The sequence below is a fragment of the Novosphingobium sp. TK71 genome (assembly GCF_055361505.1).
The window spans coordinates 3,417,593-3,436,332 of the sequence record NZ_CM143962.1 but is presented as its reverse complement, the minus strand read 5'-3'; the positions used below and the strand labels follow the sequence as shown (position 1 = coordinate 3,436,332).

Here is an 18,740-nt window from a genome sequence, read left to right as displayed (position 1 = left end):
CTCAGGTGAAAAAGGTCACTTTACGGGGAGTTCGGCCTTATCGCCGACAGGATATGGGGTGTCTTCCCGGATTATCAACCGAGGCCCCGTTTGCCTCCAGGCCGAAGGGCCGCCAGAGCTGCCAAACACCGTTTGTTTACCCTGAAACCCTATCACGACCGACACGGCCACCGGTTGGAGAAGGCCGCGATCACGGGATTGCCCAAGAGATGAACTGCCCTTCCCTCAGTGTCGCCATGAGCATCTACAATGGCGAACGGTTCCTGGCGGCAGCCATCGAAAGCGTTCTGGCGCAGAGCTTCGGCGATTTCGAGTTCCTTATCCTCGATGACGGCTCCACTGACGCAACCCCGCGAATCGTGCGGGAATTCGCTGCCCGCGATAGCCGCATCCGCCCGATCATCCGCGAGAACCGGGGGCTCGTTGCAAGCCTCAACGAGCTTCTGCATGAAGCGCGCGCGCCGCTGGTGGCACGTATGGATGCCGACGATATCTGCGAACCCGAGCGCTTCGCCAGCCAGGTCGCCTTCCTCGATGCCAATCCGGATTACGGCGTGATCGGGTGCCGCAGCCATGACATCGACGAGAACGATGCGCCCTATCGCGTCAGCGGGCCGGAGCACCCCGATACGCACGAGGCCTTCATCGCCGCGATCAAGGCCCGGCATCCCCTGCTCTGCCACCCCGCCGTCATGTACCGACGGGAACTGGTGCTTTCGATGGGGGGATATCACGCCGCGTTCCGGCACTGCGAGGATCTCGACCTCTGGCTCAGGCTGGCCTCGGTCACCAAGCTGGCCAGCCTGCCGCAGCGCCTGATCCGCTATCGCCATTACCCCGACCAGGTTTCCCAGCGCCATGTCACCGAGCAGCAGACCGGCGCCGCCATTGCGCTGCTCGCCTGGAAGGAACGAGAGGCCGGGCGGCCCGACCCCACGGCGGACCTCGAACGGCTGCCCCCGATCGACGAGCTCGACGAGCTGTTCGGGCGCGAGGGGATCTCGCGCGCTGTTCGTGCCCGCGTGGCGCCTGACCTGCTCTATTCACCCACGGGGCTTCGAGACGAGGGGTTCGATCTGATCCTGCGTCATCTGAGAGAAGGCGGCGCGCGCGAGGGGATGTGGCGGACGGTCGTGCGGCTGCTGCGGCTCGGCGAACCGCGGCGCGCGCTCCGGCTCGCCGCGACGCTGGCGGCACATTGACATGAGCGAAGACACTGCCCCCACCGACGGCCGCGAACCCGCCGCGATGAGCGTGCGCGGGGCTGCGGCCTGGGCCATGGCGGGACAGTATCTTTCTTTCGCCATGCAGTTCGCGACTTCCGTGGTGATCTCGCGGTTCTTCCTGACACCGGCGGAAGTGGGCCTGTTCTCCATCGCGCTTGCCGCAGCCCTGCTCGTGGCGATCCTCCAGGACTTCGGACTCTCCCGCTACATTTCGGGACTCGCCGTGCTCGACGGGCGCGAAGTGGCCCGGTGCAGTTCGGTGGCGCTGCTGTTCTCGCTCGTGGTCGTCGCGGTGATCTGGGCGCTCGCCTGGCCGATGGCGCACATCTATGCCCAGCCTGCCCTGACGCCCATCCTCCTCATCATCGGGGGAAGCTACTTCTTTCTGCCGCTGACGGTCGTGCCTATGGCGCTGATGGCGCGGGCCATGCAATTCCGGGGGCACTTCGCCATCAATGTCGGCGGCGCCTTCACGCAAGGCGCGGTCGCGGTAGCGCTGGCGGCTGCGGGCGAATCCTCCTTTGCGCTGGCATGGGCCACAGTGGCATCCGCCGCCTCGCGCGGGATCATCGCGCAGTTCCTGCGCCCCGCCCTGCCCTGGCCGCTGCGCGTGGACGGTGCGCGGCCGGTGCTGAGCTTCGGCGCGCGTTCCAGCGTGCTCTACCTGACCGGTGCACTGGGCACGCGCAGCCCGGACCTGATCCTCGGAAAGCTGCTGAACCTCGCCGCCGTCGGGTTCTACAGCCGCGCGGCCAGCCTGTCCGACCAGTTCCGCACGCTGATCTCGGGCGCCATCGGCAGCGTGTTCTTCCCCGCCTTCGCCCGTATCCGCGACCGGGGGGAGCCGCTTGGCCCCGCATATCTCAGGGTCTGTGCAGGCTATTCGGCCGTCATCTGGCCCGGCATGGCGGGGCTCGCACTGGCAGCAGACCCGCTGGTCCGCATTCTTTACGGCGAAGCGTGGATGCGCACGGCGCCGCTGCTGACGATGATCTCGCTCACCGAGATCATGCTGATCGCCCTGCCGCTGGTGAGCGACCTGCCGATCCTGCTGGGACGGCTCAACCGCCTGCTGGCCTTCAACATCGCCGATACCGTGCTTTCCATCGCGCTTCTGGCGTTCGGCTGCCTCTGGGGGCTGGAGGGCGCCGCGGCCTCGCGCCTCGTCTACGGTGCGCTCTGGCTCGGCCTCTATGCGCGCTTCATTCACGGACTGGTTCGCTTCGACGTGCGCGCCCTGCTGCACATCTATGCCCGCAGCGCCGCCGCGACGCTGGCCGCAATCGCCCCGCTGACGCTGTGCTACTTGTTCTGGACTCCGCCCGCGCAGCTCGGCTTCGCCATGCTGCTCGCCACCACGATCGCCGGCGTGGCGGCTTGGCTGGCGACGCTGTTCCTGCTGCGCCACCCCGCGCTCGACGACCTCCTCGGCCTCGCCTCATCGCTGCCTTTCGCGCGGACCGTCGCCAACCGCCTCCAGGCCGCTCGTTGAGCGCAGCCGCACAGAGACCTGCACCGATGGACGAAACGATCTCCCTTTCCGCCTGCCACGTCGCCGAGGACCGGGGGATCGTGCGCCAGTCTCCCCGGCCGGAGAACCTGCGCAACGCCGCCTATGCCGCGCAGTTCGACTGGCGCACGATCTTTTACGACGTCTATCGCTCCGGGCCGGAGGTGGTGCTTCAGGGGCCGCCATTCCTGAACTTCCTGCCGATGCTGAAGGCGGCCGAGGGCCTGCGCAGCAAGTTCCGGCCGCTCTGGCCCAAGGCCCGCCTCGTGGATCGCAGCAAGGGCTGCGAAATCCGCCTGCGCCATGACGGCGATACCCTGTTGCTGGACGGAGCTCTCGGCCGGTTCGACATCACCGTCCAGCCCGACCTCTCGCACCTTTTCGCCGGACGGCGGGTGATCCACACATTGTCCCGCAACAACGACATCCGCTGGATCAAGGACTGGATCGCGTTCTATGCCGCGATCCACGGCGCCGACGGCGTGCTGCTCTACGACAACGGCTCGACCGCCTATACCCTTGGGGAACTGCGCGCCGCGCTGGAGCAGGCCTTCCCGGACATGGCTGTCGCGGTGGTGGACTGGCCCTTCATCTACGGGCCGCAGGGCGGTCTTGCCGGGGCGGTGGACGGCCGGGAGACGCCCTGGGATTCGGACTATTGCCAGACCGGATCGCTCCAGCATGCGCGCTTCCGCTTCCTGCGCCGCGCACGCAGCGTGCTCAACGTCGATATAGACGAGCTCGTCCTTTCCAGCCGGGAACGATCGATCTTCGCCGAAACCGAAGCCTCGAAGGCGGGCTTCATCAAGTTCGGCGGCGCATGGATCAGCAGCGCCAACCACCGCGCCGCCACGCCCGAGGATTGCCGCCACGGCGACTTTCTCCTGCGCGACCGGGAAGAGCAGGAAACCTGCCCCCCGAAGTGGTGCATCGTTCCCGATGCGCGCCACGATGCAAAGTACACATGGTCGGTCCACAACGTCTTCGGATCGCCCCACAACCGCACCCTCTCCCCGGAATTCGCCTATCGCCACATGAAGGGCATATCCAACAGCTGGAAGTACGACCGTTGGGAACGCGCCTCTCCAGACCCGGCGCGCTTCGTCGAGGACCCGGACTTGCGCGCGGCCTTCGAACGCAGCGGCCTGATCGTGGCAGAAGCCGCCGCGCGCTGACTGGCGCGCCGTTCATGCCGCCGCGCGGATCGCCGGCGATATTGCTGCGGAAAATGCTGCGCGAAGGCACCTCCCGATTCGGGACGCAGTCACCCCCGGAACCCGCGAGTTTCCTTTGTTCCACTCGCGTTTCATGGTAGTGTCCATGCCTGACAACAATCCGACGGGGATCAACCCCGCGGGGAGGATGACATGGCCGCAAGCATGCTTGCGAAGGCACTTCTTATCGCGGAATCGGTGATTCTGGGCGTGAGCCCTCCTGCCGTATCCGGGACGCCGGCACCCACCGGCGCCGACCCTCCGGCCCTGGCCCTGAGAGGCTCCATCAAGGATGCCTTGCAGGATACCGAAACCGTGCAGGGCCAGGCCGACATCGACGACCGGATGACCGTGGACGTCGGGTTGGAAGGCAAGGGCCCCTACCGCTTCCTGATCGACACGGGATCGCAGAACACGGTGGTCTCCAGCACGCTGGCGGGCAGGCTCGGGCTCGTGCAGGGGCCGGAAGTGCGCGTCATCAGCATGGGCGGCAGCAGCAGCGTGGCCACCGCACAGCTCCAGTCACTCGATATCGGGCAGAAGAACTACACGGACCTGACCGTGCCCCTGCTGGAACGACAGCACATCGGGGCGGACGGGATCGTCGGCACGGACAGCCTGCAGGGGCAGCGGGTCGTGCTGGACTTCGTGCACAATACCATCGCCATCGGCGACGCCCAGAGCCTGGGCGGCAGCAGCGGTTACGAGATCGTGGTGCGCGCCCGCAAGCGCGAGGGGCGCCTCATCCTCACCGATGCGCTGATCGACGGTATCCGCGCAGACGTCGTCATCGACACCGGCGCCAGTTCGACCATCGGCAACCTCGCCCTGCAACGCGCGATCCGCGAAAGGTCCGCCGGCCAAACCACCCTGCTCAGCGTCACCGGCCACGAACTGCCCGCCGGCCTCGGCGTGGCGAAAGTGCTGAGAATCAGCGACGTCAACATTTCCAACGTGGTGATCGCCTTCGCCGATGCCCCCGCCTTCAAGGAACTGAGCCTGCGCAAGCGCCCCGCGATCTTCCTGGGCATGCGCGAACTCAGGGTGTTCAAGCGGATCGCAATAGACTTCTCGACGCGCCGCATCCTGTTCGACATGCCGAAGGGATCGTGAAGAGGCCCCGCCGCGCACCGTCCACCGCGCGGGCGATAGCGGGAACCGCCCTCTTTCCGCGAATTCCCGGACGCGATTGTCTATCGACGCGAACACCCTAAATAGCAGCGATGCCGCCAGACACCGCCGTAACCGATTCCCGCGCCCGCCACGATGGCTGGCGCACCCTGCTGCGCTTCATGCCGTATCTCTGGCCTGCCGGGAATCCGGCGCTGCGCTGGCGGATCGTCTGGGCCTGCGTGTTCATCCTGCTTTCCACCGCAACCCAGCTTGCCCTGCCTTACCTGATGAAGTGGGCGGTCGACCTGATGGGCGCCACCGGCCCGAAGCTGGTGCAGCTCGCGATGCTGATGGTGCTGGGTTACGCAGCGGGCCGCCTGATCCAGACCGCGTTCGACAACTTCCGCAACATCGTGTTCGAGCGCGTGGGACAGGATGCGACCCGCGAACTGGCGGAAAACGTGTTCGGCCAGCTCCACCGGCTCTCGCTGCGGTTCCACCTTGCCCGCCGCACCGGGGAAGTGACCAAGACGATCGAGCGCGGGACCAAGAGCATCGACACGATGCTCTATTTCATGCTCTTCAACATCGCGCCCACCATCCTGCAACTGCTGGTGGTGGCGGTGATCTTCTACATCAATTTCGGCCCCGGCCTCGTCATCGCCACTGCCGTGGCGATCGCCGCCTATATCTGGGTGACCCGCACGATCACCGAGTGGCGCACCAAGCTGCGCGAACAGATGAACCGGCTGGACGGGCAGGCGCTGGCCCGCGCGGTGGACTCGCTGCTCAACTATGAAACGGTGAAGTACTTCTCCGCCGAGGACCGCGAACGGGAGCGTTACGCCCAGGCGACGAGGGCCTATGCGGTCGCGGCGGTCAAGAGCGAGAACTCGCTCGGGCTGCTCAACATCGCGCAGGGCGTGGTGGTCAACCTGCTGATGGCGGGCGCGCTGGGCTATACCGTCTGGGGCTGGTACAAGGGCCAGTACACGGCCGGCCAGCTCGTTTTCGTGCAGACCTACCTCACGCAGCTTTTCCGCCCGCTCGACATGCTCGGCATGGTCTATCGCACGATCCGGCAGGGCCTGATCGACATGGCGGAAATGTTCCGGCTGCTCGACGAACCGCAGGAAGTCTCTGACAAGCCCGGCGCCCCGGCGCTGGTGATCCGCCGGCCTTCGGTGGTGTTCGACAATGTGGAGTTCGGCTACGAGCCCGACCGCCGCATCCTCAAGGGCCTCTCGTTCGAGGTTCCGGCCGGGCAGAACTTCGCCGTCGTCGGGCCTTCGGGCGCGGGCAAGTCCACGCTCGCGCGGCTGCTGTTCCGCTTCTACGATCCCCAGCAGGGCCGCATCCTGATCGACGGGCAGGACATCGCCGGGATCACCCAGGCCAGCCTGCGCGCCGCCATCGGCATCGTTCCGCAGGACTCGGTGCTGTTCAACGACACCATCGGCTACAACATCGCCTATGGCCGCGACGGCGCCGGGCAGGACGAGGTGGAAAACGCCGCGCGGGGCGCCGCGCTGATGGGCCTGATCGACCGCCTGCCGCAGGGTTTCGCCACCGAAGTGGGCGAACGCGGCCTCAAGCTTTCCGGCGGCGAGAAACAGCGCGTGGCGATCGCCCGCACGCTGGTCAAGAACCCGCCGATCCTGCTGCTCGACGAAGCCACGTCCGCGCTGGACACCCGCACGGAGCAGGACATCCTCGCCACGCTGCACCGCGTATCCGAGAACCGCACCAGCCTGTCGATCGCGCACCGGCTTTCGACCATCGCCGATGCGGACCGGATTCTCGTGCTCAATGACGGGCGCCTGGCCGAGAGCGGCACCCATTCCCAGCTCCTGCGGCAGGACGGGCTCTATGCGGAAATGTGGGCGCGCCAGGCCGCCGAAGCCGAAGCGATGATCGAAGCGGCAGAATAAGGCGGGACCGCCTGCTTGCGGGAACCATCGGAAGGGGGCGGGGGTTTCTCCGCCATGCCCCTTCCGACCCGGAGCCTCCCGCACGTGAAATGCCCCCCGTTGTCCGCAATCCTGCTGCACATGGCAGCGCTGGCTCCCCTGGTCGCGGCGGCTCTTATCCCCGGTGTCGTCTTCGCCTGACGCGCGGCTGCGCTTTCAGGATGCGGCGCGCCGGCACTTTATTTGACGACGTCGGCCTCGTGCCACACCACCGCCTGAGCTGCCTTCATGCAATTCTCGGCCGTATCCCACGATAGCGAGGGCGAGCCGTAGAGCCGCCAGCCCTGCGCCAGTGCTTCCGACACACGCTCGCAAAAGGCGCGGTCGTCCGCTCCGGTGAGCAGGCGGTAGATCGGGCGGTCTTCGGGCGTCTGGTACATCGGCATCTCTCTCAATTTCGAATGTCAGATGCCTAGCCACTCCAGCGGGGCTGGCAAGTCCCCGGCAGCGTAATCGACCTGGAGCACCCGGCGGCGACGGCCGGGCCGGGCCGCGTGGGAGGCATGGAGGATCGGGGTTCGATAGATCCAGACATCCCCGGTGTCCGCCAGACACGAGAACACCGGCGCCCGCGCCACGATCGCGTCCACATCGGCCACCGCGATGCGTCCCAGCCGGTGCGAGCCCGGAACGATCAGCAGCGGGGCGTTTCCGGCATCGACCGGATCGAGATGAATGCGCACCGTCAGCATCCCTTCGCTCAACGCGAAGGGCGGTTCCACATGGCAAATGCCCTGCTTGACGGTCCAAGGCCCGAAGCCCGGCAAATCCGCTTCGGCGCGGACCGCGATCGTCCGGTCCTGATGCCAGCCCAGCGACCAGTCGGCCCGGTCGTTCTTGTCGAACAGCACCGCCCTGACCGGGCGCACCGGCAGACCGGCCAGTTCCGCCAGTCGCGCACCGACCGGCGCTTCCGGCCCGAGCAGCCGCGCCAGTCCAGCATCTCCCGCGATCCGGGTTCCGGCCCGGCCGTCCGGCCATTTCGCCAGAACCCCGGCAAGCGCATCGAGAATCGGCAAAGCCAGCCCGCCATGAAAACAGGCGCCATCACGGTCCAGACGGAGTTGCAGCCGCTCGTCTCCGGCTTCCGCAGGAGGCGCGGAGCCGTTCACCCCGGATAGCGTTCGAATTCGGGAAGATCGCCGATCTGCTTCATCCAGCCGATCCGCTCGGCAACCTGGATATGGGCTCCGGGCGGGAGGGCATCGGGATCGTCGAGCGTGGCGACCTGGATATCCACGAGGCCGGGCAGGTATTCCTCGTTCGTGTACCACAGCCCGGTGCCGCAGCGCGGGCAGAAGTGGCGCATGGCGCTGCCGCTGGAGTTGTAGACGCTGGCCTGGCCAGCGGTCACCGTGAATTCCGGCGATTTGAAAGCGGCCCAGGCCACCGTCGGCGCGCCGGACGACTTGCGGCAATCGGCGCAGTGGCAAAGCGCGACGTGTTCCGGCTCACCCTCTACAGTGTAGCGAACGTCGCTGCACTGGCATCCACCTTCGAGCGTCATTGCGAATCTCCTTCTGACGCGAGGGAGACTAGCCGGCCAGAAAGAACATTCAAGGAACAAATGAACACCGCCCCGGACCGCGCCGCTTATGCGGCAGCGATCCGGGGCGGCAGTCCGGGGCTATCGGGATTTACAGGATGTACTTCGACAGGTCGGCGTTGCCGGCGAGGCCTTCCAGCCTGTCGCGAACGTAAGTCTCGTCGATGGTCACGGTCTCGCCCTTGCGGTCCTCGGCCTCGAAGCTGAGTTCCTCGAGCAGCTTTTCCATCACCGTCTGCAGGCGCCGGGCGCCGATGTTCTCGACGCTCTCGTTCACCAGCGCGGCGATGCGGGCGATTTCGCTGACCGCGTCGCTCGTGACTTCCACCGAAACCTCCTCGGTAGCGAGCAGCGCCCGGTACTGGGCCACCAGGTTCGCGCGGGTCTCCGAGAGGATGCGCACGAAATCGGCCTCGGTCAGCGCCTTCAGCTCTACCCGGATCGGCAGGCGTCCCTGAAGCTCGGGCAGCATGTCGGAAGGCTTGGCGAGGTGGAACGCGCCCGAGGCGATGAAGAGGACATGGTCGGTCTTCATCGGCCCGTACTTGGTGGCAACGGTGGTGCCCTCGATCAGCGGCAGCAGATCGCGCTGCACGCCTTCGCGGCTGACCGAGCCGCCGCGCACGTCGGACACGGCGATCTTGTCGATCTCGTCGAGGAAGACGATGCCGTTGGTCTCGGCATTGGCCAGCGCGGTGCGGGCCACATCGTCCTGGTCCATCCGCTTTTCCGACTCCTCGTCGACCAGCTTGTCCCAGGCGTCAGGCACCTTCATCTTGCGGCGCGTCAGCTTCGGACCGCCGAACTTGCCCATGATGTCCGACAGGTTGATCATGCCGACCGAGCCGCCCATGCCCGGAATCTCCATCGGCGCCGAGGGTCCGTCCTCGACCTCGATCTCGACCTCGGTCTCGTTCATGGCGTTTTCGGTGATGCGCTGGTGGAAGGAGGCGCGGGTCGCCTCGGAGGCGCCTTCGCCGACGAGGGCATTGAGCAGGCGCTCCATCGCCGCCTTGGAAGCGGCTTCACGCACCGATTCGCGGCGACGCTCCTTTTCGAGGCGGATCGCCTCTTCCACCAGATCGCGGGCGATCTGCTCGACATCGCGACCGACATAGCCGACTTCGGTGAACTTGGTGGCTTCCACCTTCACGAAAGGCGCATCGGCCAGCTTGGCGAGGCGGCGGCTGATCTCGGTCTTGCCGCAGCCCGTGGGGCCGATCATCAGGATGTTCTTCGGCGTCACCTCGTCGCGCAGTTCGAGCGAGAGCTTCTGCCTTCTCCAGCGATTGCGCAGGGCCACCGCGACGGCCTTCTTGGCTTCGGTCTGGCCGACGATGTGCTCATCAAGGGCGCGGACGATCGCCTTCGGGGTCAGGTTGTCTTTCATGTTTTCGATGATCTCAGATGGTCTCGACCGTGACGCGGTCGTTGGTGAAGACGCAGATGTCGGCGGCGACGGCCATGGCGCGCCGGGCGATGCGCTCGGCGTCCTCTTCATAGTCGTCGAGCGCGCGGGCGGCGGCGAGCGCATAGTTCCCGCCGGAACCGATCGCGGTGATGCCGCCTTCCGGCTCCAGCACGTCGCCGTTGCCGGTCAGCACCAGCAGGGTATCGGCGTCGGCCACGATCATCAGCGCTTCGAGGTTGCGCAGATACTTGTCGGTGCGCCAGTCCTTCGCCAGCTCCACCGCAGCGCGCATGAGCTGGCCGCGATATTGCTCCAGCTTGCGCTCCAGCCGTTCGAAAAGGGTGAAGGCATCGGCGGTGGCGCCGGCAAAGCCCGCGATCACCTTCCCGTCGCCGATGCGGCGCACCTTGCGCGCATTGGGCTTCATGACGGTGTTGCCCATGGAAACCTGCCCGTCACCGGCAATGACGGTCTTGTCACCCTTCTTCACGCCGATGATGGTCGTTCCGTGCCACTGGATCAGGCCGTGGCTCGCCCCGCTATTGTCCATGCCGCGGGATATATGGCCGCGTTCGCACGGTTCAAGCCGTGAGCGTTCCGCCGGACCGGCAAAAGTACCCGAAGACCGGACGAAAGCGGGCCGCGGCGGACACAAAAAAGCCGCGCGACATTCAGGCATGTCGCGCGGCTTTTTGCAGCGGCAGCTTTCGCTGCCGGGATCAGCTGCCGTTCGGGCCGGGGCCGGTCGGTCCGGTGCTGCCGCCCATGCCGGCTGCGCCGACGGCGCCGATATTGCCGAACAGGTCTTCGAGCAGGCCGCGATGACGGCCCAGCGTCGGCGTCTTGTCGCCATCGGGGTTGATCCGGGCGACTTCCTCGATGCCGCGCTTGTCCACGCCCACCACGTTGCCGGCCGGGTCGAATCGCACGCGCAGCACCGTCTGCTCAGAGGTTTGCGGGCGGCGGAACGGCGGGGTCTTCACCGTCTGCGAGATGTAGTAGTAGTCCTTCTCGCCGAACTGACTGATGAAAGTCGGGCGGCCGAGGGTCTTCTCCACCGAGAGGCGATTGTCGATGCCGGGCTGAACCGAATCGAGAAGCGTCTGGTCGACGAGGTAGCCGCGGTGATCGCGGATGGAGGAACAACCTCCCGTCAGCGCAGCCAGCGCCAGCGCGATGCCTGCCGCTTTAGCCATGTGACCGTAACTGCGCATTTTCCCACTCCATTCGGGGCCTGGACCTGCGCCGGGCATTGCCAGCCGGCACAGGGCCCATATATCGGCCAGATAACGGCACCGAGCCTTAGAGCCCGCCAGCCCGTCACGCAATGGGCGTTGGGGCAGGTCGATTGAATTGCCGATGAACGAAAGGTCAGACTGTCCCGTGTCCATACTTTCCCGTCTCGTCGGCAAGCGATCCGATACCCGTGCCGAGGTCCGTCCACTGTGGCACCGCGTGGTCGAGATCGCCCGCGAGAAGCCCTGGTATGCCGAATTCGGCGTGGCCGACAGCGTGCCGGGCCGTTTCGACGCGGTAACGCTGGTGCTGGCGCTCGTGATGCTGCGGATGGAGCGTGACGGGACGCTGATCGAACCTTCCGTGCGCCTGACCGAGCTGTTCGTCGAGGACATGGACGGGCAGCTTCGCCAGTCGGGCGTGGGCGACCTCGTGGTGGGCAAGCGCATGGGCAAGCTCATGAGCGTGCTGGGCGGCCGCATCGGCGCGCTGCGCGAGGCGCTGCCGCTGGGCGCGGAAGAACTGGCGGGCGTGCTGGAACGCAACGTGACGCTGAACGGCGCCGCCGACACCCTCAAGCTGGCCGGGCACGTCCAGGCACTGGCCGCCCGGCTCGATACCCTTTCCGATCAAGAGATCCTGAACGCGAGCATTGCGCGATGACCGATACCCCCAACATCAAGCCCGAATTTTCCCGCAGCCTCGACATCCGGCAGGTTGAAGGCAAGGCCGCGCATCTCGCCGCCGATGAGGCCGAGCGCGCCGCCCTGGCCAAACGCTTCATGCTCGTGCGGATCGATTCGCTGTCGGCCGACCTCGAACTCTCGCGCAGGGACCGCAAGGTCGATGTCCGCGGCAGGATCAAGGCGGAATTCGTCCAGGCCTGCGCTGTCTCGGCAGAGGATATCGCCGTCTCGGTGGACGAGCCGGTGTTCTTCCGCTTCGTCCCCGAAGCGACGGACCATGCGCCTGATGAGGAACTGGAACTGGCCGCCGAGGATTGCGACGAGATCGAGTATTCCGGCACGCACTTCGACCTTGGCGAAGCCGTGGCGCAGAGCCTTGCGCTTGCGATCGACCCGTTCCTGACCGGGCCGGACGCCGATGCCGCCCGCAAGGCCGCCGGGATCGGCACGCCCGAGGACAGCGGCCCCTTCGCCGCGCTCAAGGGACTTGGCCTCAAGGAATGAGCGACTTCGGGGGATAGCCCTGAGCGACCTGACGGATACGAAAAAGGGGGCCGAAAGCCCCCTTTTCCATGATGTGGTTCGCGAACGATCAGAACGGGATATCGTCGTCGAGATCGTCGCCGAAGCCGCCGCCGGTGCTGCCCGTGCGGCCCCAGTCGTCACCGCCCGAAGACGCGCCGCCCGCGGCGCCGCCGCTGCGGCCCCAGTCTCCGCCCGAACCGCTGCCCGAACCGCCGCCCGAACGGCTGCCGCCGCCGAAGCCGCCCGACGAACCGCCGCTGCTGCCGCCTTCGCCCCAGCCGCCGCCGGAACCGCCGCGCGCGCCGCCGCCGCCAGCGCCGCCACCCTGGGCGCCGTCAAGCATGGTGAGCACGCCGCCGATGCCGCCGACCGAGACTTCGGTGGTGTAGCGATCGTTGCCGTTCTGGTCCTGCCACTTGCGGGTGCGCAGCTGGCCTTCGATGTAGATCTTCGAGCCCTTACGCAGGAACCGTTCGACCACGCCGACCAGGCCTTCGCTCTGGATCACCACGGAGTGCCACTCGGTACGCTCCTTGCGTTCTCCGGTGGCGCGATCCTTCCAGTTTTCCGAGGTCGCGATGCGCAGATTGGCAATGCGCCCGCCGTTCTGGAACGACTTCACTTCGGGATCGGCTCCGAGGTTGCCGATCAGAATGACCTTGTTGACGCTGCCTGCCATGAGGGAATCGCTTTCCTGTATAAATTCGGCGAACGGGGTAGCGAATGGCGAGCCCGGGCGCGAGTCTGCCGAGGCGGGTTTTCTACAACCCAGCCCCCACCGCGACCCAGTAGGTCACGCCCGCCGCCACGTAGGCAAGGCCGAACAGGTAGGCGAGCATGAAGATCGGCCACCTCCAGCCGTTGGTCTCGCGGCGGGTGACGGCGATGGTCGACATGCACTGCGGCGCGAAGACGAACCAGGCCAGGAACGCCAGCGCCATCGGCAGGGTCCAGCGGCCCTTGAGCCGGTCGCCCAGTTCAACCGCCTGCGCATCCTCGTCGTCCCCGGCATCGACGGCATAAGTCGTCGCCAGCGAGGAGACCGCCACTTCGCGCGCGGCCATGGCCGGGATCAGTGCCAGTGCCATGTCGCGGTTGAAGCCGATCGGTTCCACCACCACGGCAAGGCCATTGGCGATCTTGCCCGCGATCGAGGCGTCGACCTGGCTCTCGCTGGGCTTGGCCTGCGGGAAGTTGAGCAGCACCCAGAGCACCACGGTGACAGTGAAGATGATCGTGCCGGCGCGGCGCAGGAAGATCCACGCACGTTGCCACAGGCCAATCGCCATGTCCTTGAGACGGGGCAACTGATACTTCGGCATCTCCATGATGAAGCCCGAAGCGGCACCCTTGGTAACCGTGCTGCGAAGGATCAGCGCCACCACCATGGCCCCGACGATGCCCGCGACATAAAGCGCGAAAAGCACGAGGCCTTGCAGGTGTACGCCTCCACCGATGTCATTGTTGGGAATGAAGGCGCTGATGATAACCGCATAGACCGGCAGGCGCGCCGAACAGGTCATCAGCGGAGCGATCAGGATCGTGGTCAGCCGGTCCTTGGGATCGGTGATCGAACGGGTGGCCATGATGCCGGGAATGGCGCAGGCGAAGCTGGAGAGCAGCGGAATGAAGCTGCGGCCAGAAAGCCCCACGAACGCCATCAGCCGGTCCATCAGGAAGGCCGCGCGGGCCATGTAGCCCGAGGCTTCCAGCGCCAGAATGAAGGCGAAGAGGATGACGATCTGCGGCAGGAACACGATCACCGCACCGACGCCGGCGATCACACCGTCGGTCAGGAGGTCGCGCAGCAAGCCGGGGGGCATCGCGCCCTTCACGGTATCGTGCAGCCAGCCCGCGCCGGCATCCAGCGCATCAGCGAACGGCGTCGCCCAGGCAAACACCGCCTGGAACATCACGAAGAACACCGCCATCATGATGAGGAAGCCGAACCAGGGGTGCAGCAGCACCTTGTCGAGCTTCGCGTGGAGGCGGTGGCGCTTCGATTCGGACAGGATCGCGGCGTCGGCCATGGCATGGGCGGCAACGCGGCGCTCGGTGGCGCCAAGCGCGGTCAGGCCCGGCCCCGGATGGCGGGTTTCCGCCGAGGCGATCGCTTCGGCAAGTTCGACGAGGCCGCGGCGGCGCACGGCGACGGTGGAGATCACCCGCACGCCCAGTTCTTCCTGAAGCACCGCGGGATCGATCACCAGACCGTCACGCTCGGCAAGGTCCACCATGTTGAGCGCGACCACGGTCGGCTTGCCCAGCGCAAGAATTTCCTGCGCAAAAACAAGGTGCTGCTCAAGGTTCGAGGCGTCGAGAACGACCACCAGAACATCGGGCGCGGCTTCCCCGGTGAAGTGACCGGCAATGACCTTGGAGGTCACTTCCTCGTCGGGGCTGGTCGCATCCAAGCTGTAGGCACCCGGAAGGTCGGTCATTTCCACCGGCTCGCCGGTCGGCAGCACGAGGCGGCCCGACTTGCGCTCCACGGTAACCCCCGGATAGTTCGCGATCTTCTGGCGCGCGCCGGTGAGCGCGTTGAACAGCGCGCTCTTGCCCGCATTCGGGTTGCCGACGAGGGCGATCTTGCGCTGGCCGCTCATACCGGCGCGACCTCCATGGCATGGGCGTGAGCCCGGCGCACGGCGATGGTCATGCGGCCGATGGCGATGGCGATCGGGTCGCGCCCTCCGGCGACGCCGCGGTGCGATACCGAGACGGTCGCCCCCTCCTCCAGTCCCAGCGCGCGAAGGCGGCGGGCTTCTTCGGGAACGAGGGCATTCCAGTCCACCGCGACGATTCGAGCGCGCTGGTCGATGGGGAGCAGATCGAGAGTCATGCGGCTCCGCTGCCAGATCGGCAGAGCGATTGCAACTTGTTCGCAATAACTAACAATGCAGGCAGGCCCGGAAGACCGGCCGAGGCCGCGCGGCCGCGCCGGCGGGTATCTGGCAAGGCGCGCAAGGCCCCCTGGAAAGTCCGGTATTTCCTCAAGAAAGAGCCGGGGATCGCCTTCGCGCAGTTCCCCGGCCCTTTTTCGTGAAAGATCAGCGCGCCGGGTAACGCAGCCGGCCCAGCAGCCGCACCAGGCTGATCCGTTCTTCCGGCGCCCGCAGGAACTGGGCCTTGGTCTTCTCGAAGCGGATGATTCCTTCGATCCGGCGGTCGAGGAAGGCGCGGGTCTCGGCCTTGTTCTCGCTCTTGTCGGTGGCGAAGACGCGCAGCGTGGCGGCGTAGATGCCGCCAAGGATCGTGCGCTTGGTATAGTGGTTGTAGTCCGTCGCCGTGTCTCCGGCGAGCCGCCACATGGCATCGGCGCTGTGCCAGCCGAGGCGCAGCGTGGCCTTGAGGTTCTGCGGCATGGACATGATGGTGAGCGCCCGGTTGAGCGCCTCCTCGCGCCCGGCCACGGCATCGAGACGCGCCATGACGAGGCGGCGGATGCGTTCGCGGATGGATACGCCGGCCAGCGAGGCGGCGGGCACGCTGCGCGCCATCTGCTCGTCGACATGGCCGATCCACGCGGAGATCATCGCCATCTGCCCGTCGCGGAAGGCGAATTCGGCCAGGGCCGGATCGACATCCGCGACATGGGCGGCCTGCCGCACCGCATCCATCGTCCAGCCGTCGAACGCGGCGGCATCGGCGATGGCGGGGGCAAGCTGGCGGCGCAGCGCTTCGAGGGTATCAGCCTGTTCCATCATGGTGCTCAGAAGCTCGGACCGTAGACCGCCTTGGCCTTTCCGGTGTTCTTCTTGGCATATTCCTCGAGCAGCGAGACCAGCGAGCTGCCGCGGGCCTCCTGCCCGGCATAGTCGCGCGCGCTGCGGCCCGAATTGTCCGCCCGGCTGGGATCGGCGCCCGCTTCGAGCAGCGACTTGACCATGTCGGTGTCCTTGCGGTGAACCGCGAAGATCAGCGGGGTTTCGCCGGCATCGTTCGACGTGTCGGCCACGGCCTTCTTGTCGAGCAGGAGCGCCACGCCCTCGCGCCAGCCGAGGCTGACCGCAACGGCCAGCGGCGTGCGGCCGCGATCGTCCGAGGCGTTGACGTTGGCGCCCTTGTCGATGAGATAGCTGAGCCAGGTGATGTCGCGGCGGCCCGTCACGATCAGCAGCGCGGTTTCGCCGGTGGTCACGTCCTTGGCGTTGACGATCTGGCCGTTCGCCATGAGCGCCTGCTCCACCTTCTCGCCCTCTTTCTTCTTTACCGATTCGAGGAACTTGTACCCGTCGGAAAAGTCGGCATGGGCGGGGGAAGCGAACATCAGGCCTGCCGCCATCGCCGCGACGACGATCCTGACCGGCCCCGTCTTCAGGATCCTGCGCGAAAGCTGCGACACGTTCCCGGACATGGTCTTAGGCACCTTCATTACCTCCAGATAAACAGGGCGACCGTGAATACCGGCCTTCCCTTCCGGCATCGCACCCTTGCATGGCGGGCTCTAGCAGAGCATGAAGCGGCGCGCCATGACATACCTGTTCCGCCGGATTGCACCGATCGCACTTGCCCTTTCCATGGGCATGTCCCTTGCCGCGTGCCAGCAGGCCGCAACCGAGGCGCCGCCGCTCGAAGGCGCGCAGATCGGCGGCCCCTTCACGCTGAGCGACAAGGACGGCAAGGCCGTGACCTGGGATACGTTCAAGGGCAAGTGGCGCATCGTCTACTTCGGCTACACGTTCTGCCCGGATGCCTGCCCGATGGACGTGCAGGCGATGATGCGCGGCTTCACCCTCTTCGAAAAGGCCCATGCCGCGCAGGCCGCCGGGGTGCAGCCGATCTTCATCACCATCGACCCCGAACGCGACACCCGCGAGATCGTCGGCCAGTGGACCGCCGCCTTCGGCCCGCGCCTCTACGGCCTCACCGGCACGCCCGCGCAAGTCAAGCAGGCGGCCGATGCCTTCGCGGTCTACTACAAGAAGGGCGAAGCCACGCCGGGCGGCTACCTGATGGACCACAGCCGCATCGCCTACCTCATGGACCCGGATGGCAAGCCGATCGCCATGCTGCCGGTGGACAAGGGGCCTGAGGCCGTGTCCGCCGAACTGGCCAAGTGGGTGAAGTGAGCGGCACCCGGCCCTTCTGGGAACGTCCGATCGAGACGCTCAACCGAGAGGAGTGGGAAGCGCTCTGCGACGGTTGCGGCCAGTGCTGCCTGCACAAGGTGGAGGACGCCGATACCGGCGAAATCTACCACACCAACGTCGCCTGCAAGCTGCTGAACCTCAAGACGGCGCAGTGCAGCGACTATTCCCGGCGCCACAAGTTCGTGCCGGACTGCATGAAGCTGACCCCGCAGACGGCGGGCAACCTTGCATGGCTGCCGCCAAGCTGCGCCTACCGCCTGCGCGCCGACGGGGAACCGCTGCCCGAATGGCACTACCTCGTCTGCGGCGATCGCGACGCGGTTCACGCAGCCGGAATCTCGGTGGCGGGCAAGGTCATCAGCGAAACCGTGGCCGGGCCGCTCGAAAACCACATCGTCTGGCCCTATGGCGACGAGGAGGACGGGGACGAGTATCTCGAACCCGAAGGCCCCGCGCCCTGGGAAACCGACTGAACCCGTGCTGGACTGGCTGCGCCGAGACCCTCGGGAGGAACCGGTGATCGAGATCGCCGGGCGGCAGGTTCCGGTGGTGATCCGCAGGCTCGCCCAGGCGAGGCGGATGACCATGCGCCTGGCGCCTGACGGCAGCGAGATCCGCATCTCGATCCCCCGCTGGACCCGCTCGGAAGATGCGCTGGAATTCGCGCGCTCCAAGCAGTCCTGGCTGGCGATCCAGATCGAGGCGCTGCCTCAGGCCAGCCCCCTCGGCAACGGCGCCGCGCTCGATTTCCGGGGGCACCGCTTCACGATCCGCCATGACCCCGCCCTGCCCCGCCGCCCGGTGCCCGACGATGGCGAACTGCTCGTCGGCGGCCCGGACACCTCGCTGGCCGCGCGCCTGAAGCGCTGGCTGGAAAGCGAGGCGCGGGACGTGCTCTCGGTCGATCTTGCCGAATATTGCCACCGCGCCGACCAGCCGACCCCGCCGCTCTCGCTGTCGAGCGCGCGGCGGCGCTGGGGAAGCTGCGCGACGGACGGGTCGATTCGCATCAACTGGCGGCTCATCATGGCACCCGATGCCGTCCGCCGCTCCGTGGTCGCGCACGAGGTCGCGCACCTCGTCCACTTCGATCACTCGCCCGCATTTCATGATTTTCTGGGACGAATCTTCGAGGGAAGCGTGCCTTCGGCCAATCGCTGGCTCCGGGAAAACGGCAGGTCGCTCTATGTGCCGTTCGGGTAGCGTTCCG

General features: G+C 66.6%; 21 protein-coding genes. 10 read left to right on the top strand and 11 right to left on the bottom strand.

What is annotated here, in order from left to right; translation table 11 throughout:
* Positions 1-209 precede the first annotated feature (209 nt).
* The 5 genes from ACXJ16_RS16300 to ACXJ16_RS16280 all read left to right on the top strand — a co-directional run bounded on the left by ACXJ16_RS16300 (position 210) and on the right by ACXJ16_RS16280 (position 6,994).
* Entirely contained in the window at positions 210-1,202 is a 993-nt protein-coding gene (locus ACXJ16_RS16300; RefSeq protein ID WP_463920948.1) for a glycosyltransferase family 2 protein, read from the top strand.
* A gap of 1 nt (position 1,203) precedes the next feature.
* Positions 1,204-2,718, top strand: coding sequence for an oligosaccharide flippase family protein (locus ACXJ16_RS16295; protein ID WP_463920947.1), 1,515 nt, complete (start codon positions 1,204-1,206; stop codon positions 2,716-2,718).
* A 26-nt stretch (positions 2,719-2,744) separates the two neighbouring features.
* Positions 2,745-3,911: a hypothetical protein gene (locus ACXJ16_RS16290; protein ID WP_463920946.1), complete on the top strand. Its 1,167-nt coding sequence runs from the start codon at positions 2,745-2,747 to the stop codon at positions 3,909-3,911.
* 192 nt (positions 3,912-4,103) lie between these two features.
* Positions 4,104-5,063, top strand: coding sequence for an aspartyl protease family protein (locus tag ACXJ16_RS16285; protein WP_082370395.1), 960 nt, complete (start codon positions 4,104-4,106; stop codon positions 5,061-5,063).
* 110 nt (positions 5,064-5,173) lie between these two features.
* Positions 5,174-6,994 (top strand): ABCB family ABC transporter ATP-binding protein/permease, encoded by a 1,821-nt coding sequence (locus tag ACXJ16_RS16280; protein ID WP_132469742.1) that lies wholly within the window; start codon positions 5,174-5,176, stop codon positions 6,992-6,994.
* A gap of 218 nt (positions 6,995-7,212) precedes the next feature.
* Here ACXJ16_RS16280 and ACXJ16_RS16275 read toward each other — a convergent pair whose 3' ends face one another.
* The 6 genes from ACXJ16_RS16275 to ACXJ16_RS16250 all read right to left on the bottom strand — a co-directional run bounded on the left by ACXJ16_RS16275 (position 7,213) and on the right by ACXJ16_RS16250 (position 11,186).
* The gene (locus ACXJ16_RS16275; protein WP_021235064.1) at positions 7,213-7,413 is read right to left on the bottom strand and encodes a DUF1737 domain-containing protein; all 201 of its coding nucleotides are present in this window, start codon (positions 7,411-7,413) and stop codon (positions 7,213-7,215) included.
* Positions 7,414-7,437: 24 nt separating this feature from the next.
* Entirely contained in the window at positions 7,438-8,145 is a 708-nt protein-coding gene (locus tag ACXJ16_RS16270) for a phytanoyl-CoA dioxygenase family protein (protein ID WP_463920945.1), read from the bottom strand.
* A complete protein-coding gene (locus ACXJ16_RS16265) occupies positions 8,142-8,540 on the bottom strand; it encodes a GFA family protein (RefSeq protein ID WP_054438523.1) in 399 nt (132 codons plus the stop codon). The genes ACXJ16_RS16270 and ACXJ16_RS16265 overlap by 4 nt, the downstream gene beginning before the upstream one ends.
* Before the next feature lie 130 nt (positions 8,541-8,670).
* Entirely contained in the window at positions 8,671-9,969 is a 1,299-nt protein-coding gene (gene hslU / locus ACXJ16_RS16260; protein WP_054438521.1) for an ATP-dependent protease ATPase subunit HslU, read from the bottom strand.
* A 13-nt stretch (positions 9,970-9,982) separates the two neighbouring features.
* Positions 9,983-10,540 carry an ATP-dependent protease subunit HslV gene (gene hslV / locus ACXJ16_RS16255; protein ID WP_054438519.1) on the bottom strand — a complete coding sequence of 186 codons (558 nt, stop codon included), beginning with the start codon at positions 10,538-10,540 and terminating at the stop codon, positions 9,983-9,985.
* Between the two features lie 169 nt (positions 10,541-10,709).
* Entirely contained in the window at positions 10,710-11,186 is a 477-nt protein-coding gene (locus tag ACXJ16_RS16250; protein ID WP_243692742.1) for an outer membrane protein assembly factor BamE, read from the bottom strand.
* Positions 11,187-11,373: 187 nt separating this feature from the next.
* Here ACXJ16_RS16250 and ACXJ16_RS16245 point away from each other — a divergent pair, with 187 nt between their 5' ends.
* Positions 11,374-11,889 (top strand): ubiquinol-cytochrome C chaperone family protein, encoded by a 516-nt coding sequence (locus ACXJ16_RS16245; protein ID WP_185996758.1) that lies wholly within the window; start codon positions 11,374-11,376, stop codon positions 11,887-11,889.
* Entirely contained in the window at positions 11,886-12,416 is a 531-nt protein-coding gene (locus ACXJ16_RS16240; RefSeq protein WP_082370393.1) for a YceD family protein, read from the top strand. The genes ACXJ16_RS16245 and ACXJ16_RS16240 overlap by 4 nt, the downstream gene beginning before the upstream one ends.
* Positions 12,417-12,504: 88 nt before the next feature.
* On the opposite strand, the gene ssb is transcribed toward ACXJ16_RS16240, so the two are convergent.
* From ssb to ACXJ16_RS16215, 5 genes are all read right to left on the bottom strand, one after another.
* Positions 12,505-13,116, bottom strand: a complete 612-nt coding sequence (gene ssb / locus ACXJ16_RS16235; protein ID WP_054438515.1) for a single-stranded DNA-binding protein — start codon at positions 13,114-13,116, stop codon at positions 12,505-12,507.
* An 82-nt stretch (positions 13,117-13,198) separates the two neighbouring features.
* A complete protein-coding gene (feoB, locus tag ACXJ16_RS16230) occupies positions 13,199-15,043 on the bottom strand; it encodes a ferrous iron transporter B (RefSeq protein WP_463920944.1) in 1,845 nt (614 codons plus the stop codon).
* Positions 15,040-15,279, bottom strand: a complete 240-nt coding sequence (locus tag ACXJ16_RS16225) for a FeoA family protein (protein WP_185996756.1) — start codon at positions 15,277-15,279, stop codon at positions 15,040-15,042. Before ACXJ16_RS16225 ends, feoB begins: the two co-directional genes overlap by 4 nt.
* A gap of 208 nt (positions 15,280-15,487) precedes the next feature.
* Positions 15,488-16,141, bottom strand: a complete 654-nt coding sequence (locus ACXJ16_RS16220; RefSeq protein ID WP_054438541.1) for a COQ9 family protein — start codon at positions 16,139-16,141, stop codon at positions 15,488-15,490.
* An 8-nt stretch (positions 16,142-16,149) separates the two neighbouring features.
* Positions 16,150-16,812, bottom strand: a complete 663-nt coding sequence (locus tag ACXJ16_RS16215; protein ID WP_463920943.1) for an ankyrin repeat domain-containing protein — start codon at positions 16,810-16,812, stop codon at positions 16,150-16,152.
* Between the two features lie 97 nt (positions 16,813-16,909).
* On the opposite strand from ACXJ16_RS16215, the gene ACXJ16_RS16210 reads away from it, so the two are divergent.
* From ACXJ16_RS16210 to ACXJ16_RS16200, 3 genes are read left to right on the top strand one after another with little or no spacing between them, the layout of a single operon-like run.
* Positions 16,910-17,509 (top strand): SCO family protein, encoded by a 600-nt coding sequence (locus tag ACXJ16_RS16210; RefSeq protein ID WP_324696675.1) that lies wholly within the window; start codon positions 16,910-16,912, stop codon positions 17,507-17,509.
* Positions 17,497-18,003, top strand: coding sequence for a YcgN family cysteine cluster protein (locus ACXJ16_RS16205; protein WP_054438510.1), 507 nt, complete (start codon positions 17,497-17,499; stop codon positions 18,001-18,003). Before ACXJ16_RS16210 ends, ACXJ16_RS16205 begins: the two co-directional genes overlap by 13 nt.
* A gap of 43 nt (positions 18,004-18,046) precedes the next feature.
* Positions 18,047-18,733 carry a M48 family metallopeptidase gene (locus tag ACXJ16_RS16200; RefSeq protein WP_463920942.1) on the top strand — a complete coding sequence of 229 codons (687 nt, stop codon included), beginning with the start codon at positions 18,047-18,049 and terminating at the stop codon, positions 18,731-18,733.
* The last annotated feature ends 7 nt before the right edge of the window (positions 18,734-18,740 follow it).

What these genes read in the sequence shown, in the direction of transcription:
- ACXJ16_RS16300 (WP_463920948.1), top strand. Translation starts at nt 210, where the DNA reads ATGAACTGCCCTTCCCTCAGTGTCGCCATGAGCATCTACAATGGCGAA.
- ACXJ16_RS16295 (WP_463920947.1), top strand. Translation starts at nt 1,204, where the DNA reads ATGAGCGAAGACACTGCCCCCACCGACGGCCGCGAACCCGCCGCGATG.
- ACXJ16_RS16290 (WP_463920946.1), top strand. Translation starts at nt 2,745, where the DNA reads ATGGACGAAACGATCTCCCTTTCCGCCTGCCACGTCGCCGAGGACCGG.
- ACXJ16_RS16285 (WP_082370395.1), top strand. Translation starts at nt 4,104, where the DNA reads ATGGCCGCAAGCATGCTTGCGAAGGCACTTCTTATCGCGGAATCGGTG.
- ACXJ16_RS16280 (WP_132469742.1), top strand. Translation starts at nt 5,174, where the DNA reads ATGCCGCCAGACACCGCCGTAACCGATTCCCGCGCCCGCCACGATGGC.
- ACXJ16_RS16275 (WP_021235064.1), bottom strand. Translation starts at nt 7,413, where the DNA reads ATGTACCAGACGCCCGAAGACCGCCCGATCTACCGCCTGCTCACCGGA.
- ACXJ16_RS16265 (WP_054438523.1), bottom strand. Translation starts at nt 8,540, where the DNA reads ATGACGCTCGAAGGTGGATGCCAGTGCAGCGACGTTCGCTACACTGTA.
- hslU (WP_054438521.1), bottom strand. Translation starts at nt 9,969, where the DNA reads ATGAAAGACAACCTGACCCCGAAGGCGATCGTCCGCGCCCTTGATGAG.
- hslV (WP_054438519.1), bottom strand. Translation starts at nt 10,540, where the DNA reads ATGGACAATAGCGGGGCGAGCCACGGCCTGATCCAGTGGCACGGAACG.
- ACXJ16_RS16250 (WP_243692742.1), bottom strand. Translation starts at nt 11,186, where the DNA reads ATGGCTAAAGCGGCAGGCATCGCGCTGGCGCTGGCTGCGCTGACGGGA.
- ACXJ16_RS16240 (WP_082370393.1), top strand. Translation starts at nt 11,886, where the DNA reads ATGACCGATACCCCCAACATCAAGCCCGAATTTTCCCGCAGCCTCGAC.
- ssb (WP_054438515.1), bottom strand. Translation starts at nt 13,116, where the DNA reads ATGGCAGGCAGCGTCAACAAGGTCATTCTGATCGGCAACCTCGGAGCC.
- feoB (WP_463920944.1), bottom strand. Translation starts at nt 15,043, where the DNA reads ATGAGCGGCCAGCGCAAGATCGCCCTCGTCGGCAACCCGAATGCGGGC.
- ACXJ16_RS16225 (WP_185996756.1), bottom strand. Translation starts at nt 15,279, where the DNA reads ATGACTCTCGATCTGCTCCCCATCGACCAGCGCGCTCGAATCGTCGCG.
- ACXJ16_RS16220 (WP_054438541.1), bottom strand. Translation starts at nt 16,141, where the DNA reads ATGGAACAGGCTGATACCCTCGAAGCGCTGCGCCGCCAGCTTGCCCCC.
- ACXJ16_RS16215 (WP_463920943.1), bottom strand. Translation starts at nt 16,812, where the DNA reads ATGAAGGTGCCTAAGACCATGTCCGGGAACGTGTCGCAGCTTTCGCGC.
- ACXJ16_RS16210 (WP_324696675.1), top strand. Translation starts at nt 16,910, where the DNA reads ATGACATACCTGTTCCGCCGGATTGCACCGATCGCACTTGCCCTTTCC.